The 13,445-nt window shown below is 63.7% G+C and carries 13 protein-coding genes; 5 read left to right on the top strand and 8 right to left on the bottom strand.

Annotated features, from left to right (window positions below):
• Positions 1 to 158 precede the first annotated feature (158 nt).
• The 5 genes from JQ611_RS42120 to JQ611_RS34940 all read left to right on the top strand — a co-directional run bounded on the left by JQ611_RS42120 (position 159) and on the right by JQ611_RS34940 (position 4,719).
• Entirely contained in the window at positions 159 to 365 is a 207-nt protein-coding gene (locus tag JQ611_RS42120) for a hemin uptake protein HemP (protein WP_249133696.1), read from the top strand.
• A gap of 6 nt (positions 366 to 371) precedes the next feature.
• On the top strand, positions 372 to 1,325 hold the full coding sequence (locus tag JQ611_RS34955) for a hemin ABC transporter substrate-binding protein (RefSeq protein WP_212390442.1): 954 nt from the start codon (positions 372 to 374) through the stop codon (positions 1,323 to 1,325).
• Entirely contained in the window at positions 1,322 to 2,425 is a 1,104-nt protein-coding gene (locus JQ611_RS34950; RefSeq protein ID WP_212468017.1) for an iron ABC transporter permease, read from the top strand. The genes JQ611_RS34955 and JQ611_RS34950 overlap by 4 nt, the downstream gene beginning before the upstream one ends.
• Positions 2,422 to 3,222, top strand: a complete 801-nt coding sequence (locus tag JQ611_RS34945; protein WP_212390444.1) for a heme ABC transporter ATP-binding protein — start codon at positions 2,422 to 2,424, stop codon at positions 3,220 to 3,222. Before JQ611_RS34950 ends, JQ611_RS34945 begins: the two co-directional genes overlap by 4 nt.
• A gap of 141 nt (positions 3,223 to 3,363) precedes the next feature.
• Positions 3,364 to 4,719: an esterase-like activity of phytase family protein gene (locus JQ611_RS34940; RefSeq protein ID WP_212468016.1), complete on the top strand. Its 1,356-nt coding sequence runs from the start codon at positions 3,364 to 3,366 to the stop codon at positions 4,717 to 4,719.
• Between the two features lie 187 nt (positions 4,720 to 4,906).
• Here the strand turns inward: JQ611_RS34940 and JQ611_RS34935 are convergent, their stop codons facing one another.
• The 8 genes from JQ611_RS34935 to JQ611_RS34900 all read right to left on the bottom strand — a co-directional run bounded on the left by JQ611_RS34935 (position 4,907) and on the right by JQ611_RS34900 (position 13,326).
• The gene (locus JQ611_RS34935) at positions 4,907 to 5,743 is read right to left on the bottom strand and encodes an enoyl-CoA hydratase-related protein (RefSeq protein WP_212439724.1); all 837 of its coding nucleotides are present in this window, start codon (positions 5,741 to 5,743) and stop codon (positions 4,907 to 4,909) included.
• A gap of 186 nt (positions 5,744 to 5,929) precedes the next feature.
• Positions 5,930 to 7,591 (bottom strand): mucoidy inhibitor MuiA family protein, encoded by a 1,662-nt coding sequence (locus JQ611_RS34930; RefSeq protein ID WP_212468015.1) that lies wholly within the window; start codon positions 7,589 to 7,591, stop codon positions 5,930 to 5,932.
• Between the two features lie 333 nt (positions 7,592 to 7,924).
• On the bottom strand, positions 7,925 to 9,514 hold the full coding sequence (gene serA / locus JQ611_RS34925; protein WP_212269227.1) for a phosphoglycerate dehydrogenase: 1,590 nt from the start codon (positions 9,512 to 9,514) through the stop codon (positions 7,925 to 7,927).
• Between the two features lie 150 nt (positions 9,515 to 9,664).
• Positions 9,665 to 10,837, bottom strand: coding sequence for a phosphoserine transaminase (locus tag JQ611_RS34920; RefSeq protein ID WP_212468014.1), 1,173 nt, complete (start codon positions 10,835 to 10,837; stop codon positions 9,665 to 9,667).
• Between the two features lie 79 nt (positions 10,838 to 10,916).
• Positions 10,917 to 11,129 carry a hypothetical protein gene (locus JQ611_RS34915; RefSeq protein WP_212390448.1) on the bottom strand — a complete coding sequence of 71 codons (213 nt, stop codon included), beginning with the start codon at positions 11,127 to 11,129 and terminating at the stop codon, positions 10,917 to 10,919.
• Between the two features lie 175 nt (positions 11,130 to 11,304).
• Entirely contained in the window at positions 11,305 to 11,775 is a 471-nt protein-coding gene (locus JQ611_RS34910; RefSeq protein WP_212390449.1) for a GNAT family N-acetyltransferase, read from the bottom strand.
• Positions 11,776 to 11,792: 17 nt separating this feature from the next.
• Positions 11,793 to 12,383, bottom strand: coding sequence for a glutathione S-transferase family protein (locus JQ611_RS34905; RefSeq protein WP_212269230.1), 591 nt, complete (start codon positions 12,381 to 12,383; stop codon positions 11,793 to 11,795).
• Positions 12,384 to 12,510: 127 nt separating this feature from the next.
• Entirely contained in the window at positions 12,511 to 13,326 is an 816-nt protein-coding gene (locus tag JQ611_RS34900; protein WP_212269231.1) for an outer membrane protein, read from the bottom strand.
• Positions 13,327 to 13,445: the final 119 nt, after the last annotated feature.

Below are 13,445 nucleotides of genomic sequence, written 5' to 3'. Positions count from 1 at the left end.
CCGCATTCTGTCATAATTGGTTAAGCGGTGGCGTCGGGACGGTCAATGACCGCAGGGCACACTTTATATCTATTGTAAATTGCCACGGTTGGATTGCGCTTCGGCCCAACTATACAAGGTTGGATCATAAGAACTTCTTTGGGGCACAACAGAATTAGATGGCCGCACCTTCCGGAGACAAACTCGGAGACGCCACTGGGAAAGCAGGGGATCCCCCTGTTGCGGGGCGATCGGTGGTCATGAGCGGCAACCGGCTCGACAGCCGCGAGCTGTTTGCAACCGAACGCGAGATCATCATTGCACACGGCGAAGAGAATTACCGCTTGCGGCTGACGTCGCAAAACAAGCTGATCCTGACCAAGTGATCCCTGATGGCAATCTGTCGCACACTCGCTCTGCTCGCCACCACTTGCGCCTTCGCCATTGGCGGCGCCGCGCTTGCGGCGGGCATCACGGTGCATGACGCGCGCAACCTCGACGTCACGATCTCGGATCCGGCGCGGATCGTTTCGATCGGCGGCGCCATCACCGAGATCCTCTACGCGCTGGGCTTCGAGGACCGGCTGGCCGGTGTCGATGCGACCAGCCTCTATCCGACGTCGGCGCTGCGCGACAAACCCAATGTCGGCTATATGCGCCAGCTCTCGGCCGAGGGCGTGCTCGGGCTCAACCCTTCGCTCGTGCTCGCCGTGCAGGGATCTGGGCCGAAGGAAACCATGGACGTGCTGGAGGCGGCGAAGGTGCCGCTGGTGCTGGTGCCCGAAACCTTTTCCGAACAGGGCCTGCTCGACAAGATCAAGCTGGTCGGCCACGCCATGGGCGCCGACGCGCGGGCGGAATGCCTGACCGCGGCGGTATCCGGCGACCTGGCGCAGCTGCGTGCGCTGCGCGCCAAAGTGACAAAACCCGTGCGCGTGATGTTCGTGATGTCGCTGCTCAACGGCCGCGCCATGGCGGCGGGCCAGAAGACCGCGGCCAATGAAATCATCGCGCTGGCCGGCGGCGTCAATGCGATCGACAGCTATGAGGGCTACAAGATCATCAATGACGAGGCGATCGTCGCGGCCAGGCCCGACGTCGTGCTCTCGATCCAGCGCAGCAAGGATTCGCTGGAAGCCGAAGCGGTCTACGTCCATCCGGCCTTCGCGATGACGCCCGTGGTGACGAACAAGGCCTTCATCTCGATGGAAGGCCTCTATCTGCTCGGCTTCGGCCCGCGCACCGCCGCCGCTGCGCGCGATCTCTCGGTCAAGCTTTATCCGGCGCTGGCGCCGCAGGCTGCGAGCTTCACGCCGGCCGCGCTGACGGCAAATTGCCGGCAATGACCGCGGCGGCACCGGCCGAGGCGGACGGCGCGAAACAGCGTCGCAGCGGCACCACGCTGCGGCCCGCCGCCACGCTGACGCTGATTGGGTTGCTGCTGGCGCTGGCCGGTGCCGCGCTGATCGCGCTCACGATGGGTGCTGCGGGAATTCCGCTGTCACGGCTTCCGGCGGCCCTCGGCCTGTGGAGCGATGCGTCGCCGCATCCGCTGGCGGCGCGCGATCAGCTCGTGCTGTGGTCGATCCGGATTCCGCGGATCGCGGCGGCGGCGATGGTTGGCGGCCTGCTCGCCGCGTCCGGCGCCATCATGCAGGGGCTGTTTCGAAATCCGCTGGCCGATCCTGCCCTCGTCGGCGTCTCCAGCGGCGGCGCCTTTGCGGCGGCCTGCGCGATCGTGTTCACCGACAGCCATCTCGGCGAAAGCCTGCGCTTCATGCAGAACCAGTTGCTGCCGCTCGCGGCCTTCTTCGGCTCGCTGGCGACCACCATCGTGCTCTACGGCATCGCCAGCCGTTCGGGCCGGACCTCGATTGCGATCTTCCTGCTGGCGGGGCTGGCGATCGCCGCCATCGCCAATGCCGGCATCGGGCTTCTGGTGTTCATCGCCGACGATCGCCAGTTGCGCGACATCACCTTCTGGCTGCTGGGATCGCTGAGCGGCGCGACCTGGCCCAAGGTCGCCACGCTGGCGCCGGTACTTCTGTTCGCCCTGATCGCCTGCCTGTGGATTGGCCGCGGGCTCGACGTGCTGGTGCTCGGCGAGGCCGAAGCGTTTCACAGCGGCGTCGACGTCGAGCGGCTGAAGCGGATTTCGATCGTGCTGGTGTCGGCGATGACCGGCGTCGCGGTGTCGATCTGCGGCGTCGTCGGATTTGTCGGCATCGTGGTGCCGCATCTGTTGCGGCTGGTGATCGGCCCGGCGCACCGGCTGCTGCTGCCGGCCTCGGTATTATCAGGTGCGATCCTGCTGGTCGGCGCCGATACGCTGGCTCGCACCATCGTTGCGCCTGCGGAAATGCCGATCGGCATCCTGACCGCGGCGGTCGGCGCGCCGTTCTTCCTCGCCATGCTGCTGCGCCAGCGCGGGCTGGTCGGGCTATGAACCCGATCCTCGAAGCGCGCTCGGTCTCGCTGCGGATCGGCGACGCGACCCTGGTCGACGCCATCGACCTTCGCGTCGCTGCCGGCGAGATGGTCGCGATCGTCGGGCCCAACGGCGCGGGTAAATCAACGCTGTTGCGGATGCTGTCCGGCGACCTCCGCCCGACCCGCGGCCATGTCAAACTCAAGGGGCGCGACATTGACGCCTACAGACCGCGCCAATTGGCTCAGCATCGCGCCATGCTGTCGCAGCATGTCACCGTCACCTTCCCGTTCACGGTCGAAGAGATCGTCGCCATGGGGGCCGGCGACAACAGCCGCGCCGCCGCGCAAAGGCTGGTCGGGACGGCGCTGCACGAGGTCGGGCTGGAGCGCTTCAGCCACCGGCAATTGCCGACTTTGTCCGGCGGCGAACAACAGCGCGCGCATTTTGCCCGCGTGCTGGTGCAACTCGCCTGCGGCGAGGCGCAGCACGGGCCGGGATTGCTGCTCCTGGATGAGCCGACCTCGAGCCTCGACATGCGCCACCAGATCGACCTGGTGGAAACCGCCAAGCTGCGCGCGCGGGGCGGCACCGCCGTGATCGCGGTGCTGCACGACCTCAACCTGGCGATGCGTTTCGCCGACCGGATCGTGCTCTTGCACCGCGGCAGGCTGGCGATCGACGGCGGCCGCACCGACGCCATCACGGCCGAAACCATCCGCCGCATCTTCGAGGTGGATGTCACGGTCGAATATACCGACCATGGCGTACCGTTCCTGCTGCCGCAAACCATGCGACCGGTCGCGACCCGGTAGCCGCCCAAGGATCCTCGTGCGCGCGGGCGGCGTAAGGCCGCACGATTATCCAACGGCATCACCGGCGTTTCACAAAACTGTCAGATGGCTGTTGCAAGGTCCTCCGAGAACACGGCATCGCTTCTCACAGGAGATCTTACCATGCGCATGTCACTGCTCTGTTCCGCCGCCTCTGTCTTTCTGGCTACAGGTGCCGCGTTTGCGCAAGGCGAAGGCGAGTTTCCCGCCACGCTGAAGGGCCACGCCGTCCTCCCCGCGCAATCCTTTGTCGAGGCCCCCGCCGACGCGCCTGATGATCTCAAGACATCAGGCAAATACACCACCGGTCGCCGCGTGGATGCCGTCGGCAGCGTGATGGGAAAATCCTATGAGCGCCCGACCGGCGTCTCGCTGCCCTTCAAGGGCCAGCCGCTGCAGGGCCATTCCGGCATCAAGGTGATGGCAGACGGCTCGTTCTGGGTGCTCACCGACAACGGCATGGGCTCGCGCTATAACTCCGCCGACTCGATGCTGTATCTCAATCGACACAAGATCGACTGGACGACCGGCAAGATCGACCGCCAGGAAACCGTCTTCCTGCATGACCCCGAAAAGAAGGTGCCGTTCCGCATCGTCCACGAAGCCACCGCCAAGCGCTACCTCACCGGCGCCGACTTCGACACCGAAGGTTTCCAGATCATCGGCGACACCTTCTGGATCGGCGATGAATTCGGTCCCTACATCCTGAAAGCCGACAAGACCGGCAAAGTGCTCGCCGTGTTCGACACCACCGCCGACGGCAAGCCGGTGCGTTCGCCCGATCACTGGTCGGTGCAGTCGCCGGGCGCGCCCGGAGCCAGCTACACCACTGTCAACCTGCGCCGCTCCAAGGGCTATGAAGGCTTTGGCGGATCGAAGGACGGCAAGTTCCTCTACGGCCTGCTGGAAGGCCCGCTATGGGATGCCGAGAAAAAGGATGTTGAAAAGGTCGACGGCAAGGAAGCCGCGCGAATCCTCGAATTCGACGTCGCGGCGGAAAAATTCACCGGGCGCTACTGGCACTATGTGTTCGAGGCCAACGGCCACGCGATCGGCGATTTCAACATGATCGACGCCTCCTCCGGCCTGATCATCGAGCGCGACAATGGCGAAGGCACCGCGGACAAGGCCTGCCCGCAAGGCACCCGCGGTGAAAACTGCTTCCCGGACCTGGCCAAATTCAAGCGCGTCTACAAGGTCGAGCTTAACGACGCCAACGCCGGCAAGCCGGTGCGCAAGATCGCCTATATCGACCTGATGAAAATCCGCGATCCCGACAAGAAGGCAAGGAAGCCGCTCAATGACGGCGTGCTGACGTTCCCGTTCTTCACCATCGAGAACGTCGACCGCGTCGACGACACGCACATCATCGTCGGCAACGACAACAACCTGCCGTTCTCCTCGAGCCGCGATCCCAACAAGGCCGACGACAACGAGTTCGTGCTGCTGGAAGTGGGTGAGTTCTTGAAGGCGAATTGAGCCGTGACTCCTCCCTCTCCCCGTCCTTCACGGGGTCGAGACGAGCGAAGCTCGCTCTTAGAGGGTCGGGGTGAGGGGCTCATCGACACAGTTAGTGTTAAAGGTTGGACCTGTACCCCCTCACCCGGATCACATCTGCGATGTGATCCGACCTCTCCCCGCAAGCGGGGCGAGGTAAGAAGCGGCCCTACTCCTTCCTTGTCCGATAATCCCCGAACGTCGCGTCACGCTGGTCGAGCTGTGATTTCACGCTTCCACCGTCGCGGCGGAACGTCGACATGTAGTTCCGGGAAGCCTCCGTCGTGAACGCCAGCGCCTGGATTTCGGTGCCGGCGCGCATCGCGGCGCGGGCGCCCATGATTTCCATCGCGCGGTGCACCGAGCGCTTGTTGAGCTGCTGCAATTCGATCGGCACTTTGGCGGCGCGCTCGGCGAAATCCAGCGTGCGCGCATCGAGCTCTTCGAGCGGAAACGACCGCGTCGCAAACCCCCATTCGGCGGCCTCGCGGCCGGACATCGCGTCGCCGGTCAACATCAGCTCCATGGCGCGGCGCATGCCGACCAGCCACGGGTGATACTGCATGTCGGGCGGGCTCATCAGCCGTACCGGCGGATAGCCGATTTGCGCATCGTCGGCGACGTAGACGATATCGCAGGCGGTCGCGAGCTCCGTGCCACCGGCAAGGCAATAGCCGTGCACCTGCGCGACCACCGGTTTTGCAAGATCCCAAATCCCGAACCAGCCCTCGACGACGTGCCGCGACCATTGGCCGGGGCCGGCGGCCGAGTGATAGGGCTGGTCGACGCGGTTATCCGCCGACAGATCATACCCTGCGGAAAAACAGGGACCAGCGCCGCGAACAATCGAGATCGAAATGTCAGGATCGCGGTCGGCCTGCTCCAGCACCTCGAACACTTCCGCCCGCAGGCGGTTGTTCAGCGCGTTGCGCTTTTCGGGGCGATTGAGCGTGACGCGGCGGACCCGCGGCCGGGGATCATCGACGAGAATGTGTTCGTAGGGCATCGGCGGCTTCTCCCTGTTCGCGGACCCCAATTCATTCAGGGGTGACGGGCTGAGCCCGTCGACCCAGAATGAATTGTGTTGGGCGGTCCTTAGGCTTGATGCCGGTATCAGAGAGGAAGTCAGCAGGGACAGCAAGGTCGCGGAATGCAGACCAGCACCCCGCGACCTCGCTTCATTTCAAGCCGCTCAGCCGGCCGGGGTCATCACGATGCCCTTGTCCTTGGGCCAGCGCACGCGCCAGGCAAAGCCGATGTCGCGGACTTCGCCGGCCTTGGCCTCGAACGCCCATTCCAGCACACCACGCTTGTCGCGCAGATTGGTCGTGGTCGGCGGCGTCGAGGACGACAGCATCTCGACCTGGATGTCCTCGGCTTCGCTGACCGGCAGTTGATCCTCGATCGCGATTCTGATCGGGAAGTCGTGGCCGTTGCGGACCGTGGTCTTGAACGAGCGCTCATCGGTCTTCGACGTCGTCACGATCAGGCCGGCCGAACCCTCGTTACGCTTGACGGTCGTACGCTCGATCTTGATCTTGTCGTCGGCGCCGAAGCCGAGCCGCACGGTTTCGTCCTTGCCGGCGGCGGCCATCTGGCCGCGGCCGACGAACACGCCGTCGCGGTAGATCGAGACACGGCCGGGCAGCAAGGGCGCGTCCTCGGTCTGCTTGAAGCTGGCTTCAAGGAACGCGGTCGGGTCCAGCACCGGCACGGCGCGGACCGCAAGATCGGGCGCGATGATCGCAGAGGAGACGCGCAGGCTTTTGGCGCCCTCGCTGGCGCCGAGGCTGACACGGCCCGGAATTTTGAAGGTGACCTGGAAACCGTCGACTTCGGCCGTGGCTTGTTGCTCCTCAGCTACCTTGCTGCGTGCCTCCTGCGTCATCGGCGCCGGCGCCGCGCGAACCAATGGTTTGGCGGCATCCATGCCACCGCTGATGGATGCGGCAGCCCGCGGCGGCGGCGGATATTGCACGATCAGCGAATTCAGATCCGGCGCCTTGCCGCCGCGCGCGGTGCGCACGGTGGAAACGGCGAGCGCAACATTCGACCAGTCTTCCCCGGTGTTCTGGGTGATTTCGGCGCGGCGCACCAGTTCGAGCGCCGGCTTGCGGTCCCTGGCGCCGGTATCGAGACGGGCATCATACAGCGGCGTCCAGCGCGCGTTGCGCACCGCATAGGTCACCCGCAGCGAGGCCTTGGTTGCGGCCGCGGCGGCGAGTTCGATCCGGACCTCGAGCTTGCTCGGCGGCTTCAGCGCCCGGTCGGCTTCCAGCCGCGCGATTTCGCGGTCGAGCTCGCGCTGCTTGCGTTCGGCATCGCGGATCGCGCTGTCGGCGGTGGCGACTTCCTCGGCCACGGCAGCAAAGGCCGCGCGCCATTCGGCAATCGGGCGCGCCTCGCCCTTGTCGCCAATCCCGGCCGGCGAGGCTTCCGCAAACCGCTCGGCGAATTTGCGTCGCGCCGCGGCTGAATTGATCGCGCCCTGCAGATCGGCGCGCTGGTCCTTCAACGCCTCGATACGCTTGTCGAGTTCGGGCAGATTGACCGGCGGCGCCGCGCGCGGCGGCTTGGCGTCGATGGCGCCAATGGTGAGTTTTGCCCCCGCCTCGCCCTCGACCCGCAGCGAGGACGGATCCAGCGTCAGCGGAAAATCCCTCAACACGGCCGAGTGGTCGCCGGCCGGAAGATCGAGTGAGATGACCCGGGTGATGCTGGCGCCGTCGGGATAGACGGTGACGGCATCGACAGCCGAACTGGCTGATACATCGGCCGCCCGCACCGGAGCTGCGGCCAACGCCGCAACCACGACGAGGCTGGCCGTCACAAGACTATTGGCAAACAATCGCATTGGTTTCCCTCTCCTAAGGCCGCCTGCTGAACGGCGACGCGAAAATCCCACCACCCCTGGTGATGAGACGTTGCGAGAGAGGAACTGGTTCGATTGGGGTTTCCGTGAGGCTTATGCGAGGCGGCGCCGCGGCGACGGGAGTCAGGACCGCCGGATAGGCACAATGTCGTCCCCGCGAACGCCGGGACCCATACGCCGCGGCCCATCGATTTGGAGAATGCTGGAGCGACCACTTGGCGTAACCAACAAACGCCGGTGGCTATGGGTCCCCCGATGCGCAATTGCGCATCTGAGCTCAAGGCCGGGACGACAAAAGAGCGAAAGCAACGCCTCTTAAAACACCAACGCCTTGGCCTGCTTCACCTGCGGCAGTGCCTGCACCTTGGCGAGCACGTCGGCCGGGATTTCACCGTCGATTTCCACCAGCGCGATGGCGTCGCCGCCCTGCTTGACGCGGCCGAGATGGAAGGTCGCGATGTTGATCTTGGCGTCGCCGAGCAAACCGGCAAAGCTGCCGATGAAGCCGGGCTTGTCCTCGTTGGTGACGTAGATCATCGACTTGCCGAACTCGGCATCGACGCGGATGCCCTTGATATCGACCAGCCGCGGCTTGCCGTCGTGATAGACGGTACCCGACACCGAACGCTCCTGGCGTTCGGTGACGACGGTGACGGTGATCAGGCTTTCGTAATCGCTCTGCGCCGCGCGCACGATCTCGTCGACCACCATGCCGCGCTCCTTGGCGACAACCGGCGCCGAGACCACGTTGACGTCGCCCAGCATCGGCCGCAGCAGGCCGGACAGCACCGCCGAGGTGATCGCCTTGATCTTCATTTCGGCGACATGGCCCTCATAGGTGATCTGCACCTTGAGGATGCCGCTCTCGGTGAGCTGGCCCGCGAACGAGCCGAGCTTCTCGGCCAGTTCAATGAACGGCTTCAGCTTCGGCGCCTCTTCGGCGGTGATCGAGGGGAAATTGACGGCGTTGGAGATCGCGCCGGTCAACAGGTAATCCGACATCTGCTCGGCGACCTGCAGTGCGACGTTCTCCTGGGCTTCGGTGGTGGAGGCGCCGAGATGCGGCGTGCAGATCACGTTGGGATGGCCGAACAGCACGTTCGAGGTAGCGGGTTCCTCGATGAAAACGTCGAAGGCGGCGCCCGCGACATGCTTGGAATTCAGGGCATCGACCAGCGCCTGCTCGTCGACCAGGCCGCCGCGGGCGCAGTTGATGATGCGTACGCCCTTCTTCATCTTGGCGATGGCTCCCGCGTCGATGATGTTTTTTGTCTTCTCGGTCAGCGGCGTATGCAGCGTGATGAAATCGGCGCGCTTCAAGAGATCGTCGAGCTCGACCTTTTCGACGCCGATGTCCTTGGCGCGCTCCGGCGACAGGAACGGATCGAAGGCGATCACCTTCATGCGCAGGCCGAGCCCGCGGTCGGCGACGATCGCGCCGATATTGCCGCAGCCGACCACGCCGAGCGTCTTGGCCGTGATCTCGACACCCATGAAGCGGTTCTTCTCCCACTTGCCGGCCTGCGTCGAGGCATCGGCCTGCGGAATCTCGCGTGCCAGCGCCAGCATCAGGGTAATCGCGTGTTCGGCGGTCGTGATCGAATTGCCGAACGGCGTGTTCATCACGATGATGCCCTTGGCGGTCGCGGCGGGAATCTCGACATTGTCGACGCCGATGCCGGCGCGGCCGATAACCTTCAGCTTCTTGGCCTTCTCGATGATCTTGGCGGTCGCCTTGGTCGCGGAGCGGATCGCAAGCCCATCATAATTGCCGATGATCTCGGCGAGCTTGTCCTTGTCCTTGCCGAGATTGGGCTGGAAGTCGACATCGATGCCGCGGTCCTTGAAGATCTGAACGGCGGCGGGCGACAGCGCGTCGGAGATGAGGACTTTGGGTTTGGACATTGGTGTGATCCCTATGGGCGATGTACTGATGTCGTCACCCGCGGGCTAAAGCACGAAGCGCGTCTTCGCGCTTGAGATCCGCGGGTCCATCTTCTTTTTCGATGGATGGCCGGGTCAAGCCCGGCCATGACGATGTGAGATGACGCTAGCTTAAGCAGCCTTCGGTAACGCGGCCTTGGTCTCGGCGAACGCCCAGTCGATCCACTGCGTCAGCAGCGCGACGTCGGACGCTTCCACGGTGGCGCCGCACCAGATCCGCAGGCCCGCCGGCGCATCGCGGTAGTAGGCGAAGTCGTAGCCGGCGCCTTCCTTCTCCACCAGCGCGACCAGCTTCTTGGAGAAGTCGGCCTGCGCGTCCGCCGTCAGCGAGGTGATCGCGGGATCGACGAACTTCAGGCACACCGAAGTGTTGGAGCGGATCGCCGGATCCTTGGCCAGGAAGTCGATCCACGGCGTCCTGGCCTTCCAGTCGGCCAGCGCCTTGGTGTTGGCATCAGCGCGCGCGATCAGGGCCTTGAGGCCACCGATCGATTTCGCCCAGTTCAGCGCATCGAGATAATCCTCGACGCACAGCATCGACGGCGTGTTGATGGTCTCGCCTTCGAAGATGCCTTCATTGAGCTTGCCGCCCCTGGTCAGGCGGAAGATTTTCGGCAGCGGCCACGCCGGCTTGTAGGTCTCCAGCCGCTCCACCGCACGCGGCGAGAGGATCAGCATGCCGTGCGCGGCCTCGCCGCCCAGCGCCTTCTGCCAGGAGAACGTCACCACATCGAGCTTTGCGAAATCGAGCGGCTGCGCGAAAGCGGCGGACGTTGCGTCGCAGATGGTGAGGCCTTCGCGGTCGGCCTTGATCCAGTCGGCATTGGGCACGCGCACGCCGGAAGTGGTGCCGTTCCAGGTGAAGACGATGTCGGAGGCGGGATCGGCCTTGGAAAGATCGGGGATTTCACCATAGCCGGCGTGCAGCTTGGTGACGTCCTTGAGCTTCAGTTCCTTGACGATATCGCTGACCCAGCCTTCGCCGAAGGATTCCCAGGCGATGGTGGTGACGGGGCGCGCGCCGAGTAACGACCACAGCGCCATTTCGACCGCGCCGGTATCGGACGCCGGCACGATGCCGATCTTGTAACCGGCCGGCACTTCAAGCACTTCGCGCGTCAATTCGATCGCGAGCTTGAGCTTGGCCTTGCCGACCTTCGCGCGATGCGAACGGCCGAGCGCTGCGTCCTTGAGATTTGCGGGGTTCCAGCCGGGGCGCTTGGCACAGGGGCCGGAGGAGAAATGCGGCACATTTGGCCGCGAAGCGGGCTTCGCTACGGTCATATTCTATCCTTCCAGATAGCAAGCCTCCCGTTGGGGGGAGGTGTCCCGCGGCGGTGATTAGGGGAATCGTGCCCGATCGTCAAGGAACTTCGGGCGCTTCCGATATGTCCCTGACATCACAGGTGATTGAAACATCGACAGCTGTGGACGAGACCGGCTGCTGCTCCAGCAGTCCAGCCGCATCGTTGATCAGCCTGGCGGCCATTCGCCGGCTCGAAGTTTTCAGAACGCTTTTTTCGCCGGCCTGCACGACATATTCATTGCCGATCCGCACGATCGAATAATCCTTCATCGAAAATCCCCCAGAGTTGCCCACGGCCCCATGGGAGACGCTGACATAGCGGAGACGTTCCTCTCCGTAAAATCACGGAGGTCGAGGTAGTTTATCGCCTGTTAACGGGATCGCAGAGTCAGAACGACCATCGGCAATTGCCTGCGTCGTGACGCAGCTGCACAAGAATAAAGCATCAGAATCTCAAGGTCATGCCGAGATGGCTGCGCGCGAATCCAAGCCGTTCATAAAACCGTTGCGCATCCACGCGCGTATGATGCGTCAGCAGTTCCACCAGCTTGCAGCCCTTGGCGCGCGCTTCTGAAACCGCCCATTGCACCAACTGCTCGCCAATGCCCCGGCTGCGGCAATGGCTGGCGACGCGGACATCCTCGAGCAAACCGCGCGAGGCGCCCTGCGAACTCAGGCCGGGCAGGATGCACAGCTGCAGGCAGCCGACGACAGCGCCCTTGCCATCCTCGGCGACCACGATCTGGATATTCCGGTCGCCCGCGACGCGTTCGAACGCGTCGAAATAGGCTTGCGGCAGCGGATCTTCGAGCCGCTCGCGCGGGCCACCGAGCGGATCGTCCGCCAGCATGGCGACGATGACGGCGATGTCGTCACGGCGCGCGCGACGGATGGTGACTTGCGAAACGGTGGCCATGGGGTTTTCCGGTGAATTCAGCGCGCCGGCGGCAGGCCGAGCGATTTTTCGGTCTCGCCGATCCAGCGGCGCACGGCGGCATAGCCGTCGAGATGGAAGCCGCCTTCATGCGCCAGCCTTGTATAGGCCAGCAGCGAAACGTCGGCGAGCGAGACGGCGTCGCCGACCAGGAACGGCGTGATGGCGAGCTGGTGCTCCATCCGCGCCAGCGCCGCATAGCCGCGCTTGACCTTGTCGGGGTCGAGATCGGAGGCAGATTTCCCGAGATAGAACATCTGGAAACGGCAGACCGCGATATAGGGTTCGTGGCTGTATTGTTCCCAGAACAGCCATTCGTCCATCTTCGCGGCGGCGAACGCATCCGCTGGAATGAGGTCGCTGCCGCGGGCGAGATAGCGGATGATGGCGTTGGACTGCGCCAGCGTGCGGCCGTCGTCGAATTCGACGGCCGGCACCTGGCCGGCATAGTTGAGCTTGAGGAACTCGGTCGTGCGGGTTTGGCTCTTGAGCGTATCGATCGCAACCCAGCTATAGGGCAGCGCGAGTTTGTCGCACACCCACTTCACCTTCAGGCAGTTGCCGGAATTGGTATCGCCGTAGATTTTCATGCGCGGCCGCCCTCGTTAAGGCGACAGTGCAACAGCCCGCGGCAAATCTGTCAACGGTATCAGGATCGACGACGGACCAGGCCAAGTCTGAGGCCAGGTCTGAGGCGAAGTCAGAGCCTGCAGCCCATCAGAACTTGTAGCCGAGGCCCGCGCGCACCGTGTTGACGGTGGTATCGACACTGGAGGTGAAGCGGAGATATTCCCACTCGGCGCGCAGGAAAAGACCAGCATACAGCATCATGTCGATGCCGAGACCGCCGGCAAATCCTGTGATGAACTTGGAATTGGCGTTGTCCGTCAAGAAACCGGCTGCAGAGTAATTGGGAAGTCCGTTCGTGCCGACATAGAGATAATCAATGCTGGCATCGGCCCTGCGATTGATATTCGCCTGCCCCATCGCAACGCCGACGAATCCATATGGCAGAAAGCTGTCGATGGCATATCCGCCACGTACCCGCAACGAGCCGTAATCGGTGATCTTCATCGAGGCGCTCGAGGACACGCGCGCTGTCGATATGTAATCGGTGGGGTATTGGAACGAGCGACCCTGGGAACCGCTGTTGGCACCGAAGAAGTTGCCGTGGGTATAGTTCAGCTCGATACCGATGAGGGCTTCGCTCCACTGAAAATTATAACCGACGAACCCGCCGTAGCCGCTGCTCTGCATATGGGACTTCCCGAGCAGAGGCCATTGCGAAATGTTGAACTGCGATTCCAGATCGAGATTGTTCAGGAGCTTGGCGAGCAAATCCTGGCCGGAATTGGTGAAGTCCATGTCCGCCGCGCCATGCGAGACATGGCCGCCGACATAGACGCCCGACCAGTTGACGCTGCTTCTGCTCAGCCCGTCGGTGAAACTGCCGCGGAGATAGTCCGGCATATCGGCCGCCTGCGCGCCGGTCACCGCGCCACACATCACCGCCACCAGCAAAAAACGACGCATCGCAACACTCCATCGAACAACTCTAACTTGCGTTGATCATGGCTCGTTAACCCTAACCAATCGTTATCGCAGGCTCCGATGAGACGTGATCTTGCGGGAAAAAGCCAAACGCATCGCGT

Origin of the sequence: Bradyrhizobium sp. AUGA SZCCT0182 (genome assembly GCF_018130185.1) — a bacterium.
Classification (GTDB): domain Bacteria; phylum Pseudomonadota; class Alphaproteobacteria; order Rhizobiales; family Xanthobacteraceae; genus Bradyrhizobium.
Note: the sequence above shows the minus strand (reverse complement) of the source record. Positions and strands in the feature narration are given on the sequence as shown.

Excerpts from the sequence above, each read along its gene's own strand:
- JQ611_RS34920 (WP_212468014.1), bottom strand. The coding sequence starts at position 10,837 with ATGACCGTAGCGAAGCCCGCTTCGCGGCCAAATGTGCCGCATTTCTCC.
- JQ611_RS42120 (WP_249133696.1), top strand. The coding sequence starts at position 159 with ATGGCCGCACCTTCCGGAGACAAACTCGGAGACGCCACTGGGAAAGCA.
- JQ611_RS34935 (WP_212439724.1), bottom strand. The coding sequence starts at position 5,743 with ATGCCCTACGAACACATTCTCGTCGATGATCCCCGGCCGCGGGTCCGC.
- JQ611_RS34955 (WP_212390442.1), top strand. The coding sequence starts at position 372 with ATGGCAATCTGTCGCACACTCGCTCTGCTCGCCACCACTTGCGCCTTC.
- JQ611_RS34905 (WP_212269230.1), bottom strand. The coding sequence starts at position 12,383 with ATGAAAATCTACGGCGATACCAATTCCGGCAACTGCCTGAAGGTGAAG.
- JQ611_RS34915 (WP_212390448.1), bottom strand. The coding sequence starts at position 11,129 with ATGAAGGATTATTCGATCGTGCGGATCGGCAATGAATATGTCGTGCAG.
- JQ611_RS34945 (WP_212390444.1), top strand. The coding sequence starts at position 2,422 with ATGAACCCGATCCTCGAAGCGCGCTCGGTCTCGCTGCGGATCGGCGAC.
- JQ611_RS34900 (WP_212269231.1), bottom strand. The coding sequence starts at position 13,326 with ATGCGTCGTTTTTTGCTGGTGGCGGTGATGTGTGGCGCGGTGACCGGC.
- serA (WP_212269227.1), bottom strand. The coding sequence starts at position 9,514 with ATGTCCAAACCCAAAGTCCTCATCTCCGACGCGCTGTCGCCCGCCGCC.
- JQ611_RS34910 (WP_212390449.1), bottom strand. The coding sequence starts at position 11,775 with ATGGCCACCGTTTCGCAAGTCACCATCCGTCGCGCGCGCCGTGACGAC.
- JQ611_RS34950 (WP_212468017.1), top strand. The coding sequence starts at position 1,322 with ATGACCGCGGCGGCACCGGCCGAGGCGGACGGCGCGAAACAGCGTCGC.
- JQ611_RS34940 (WP_212468016.1), top strand. The coding sequence starts at position 3,364 with ATGCGCATGTCACTGCTCTGTTCCGCCGCCTCTGTCTTTCTGGCTACA.
- JQ611_RS34930 (WP_212468015.1), bottom strand. The coding sequence starts at position 7,591 with ATGCGATTGTTTGCCAATAGTCTTGTGACGGCCAGCCTCGTCGTGGTT.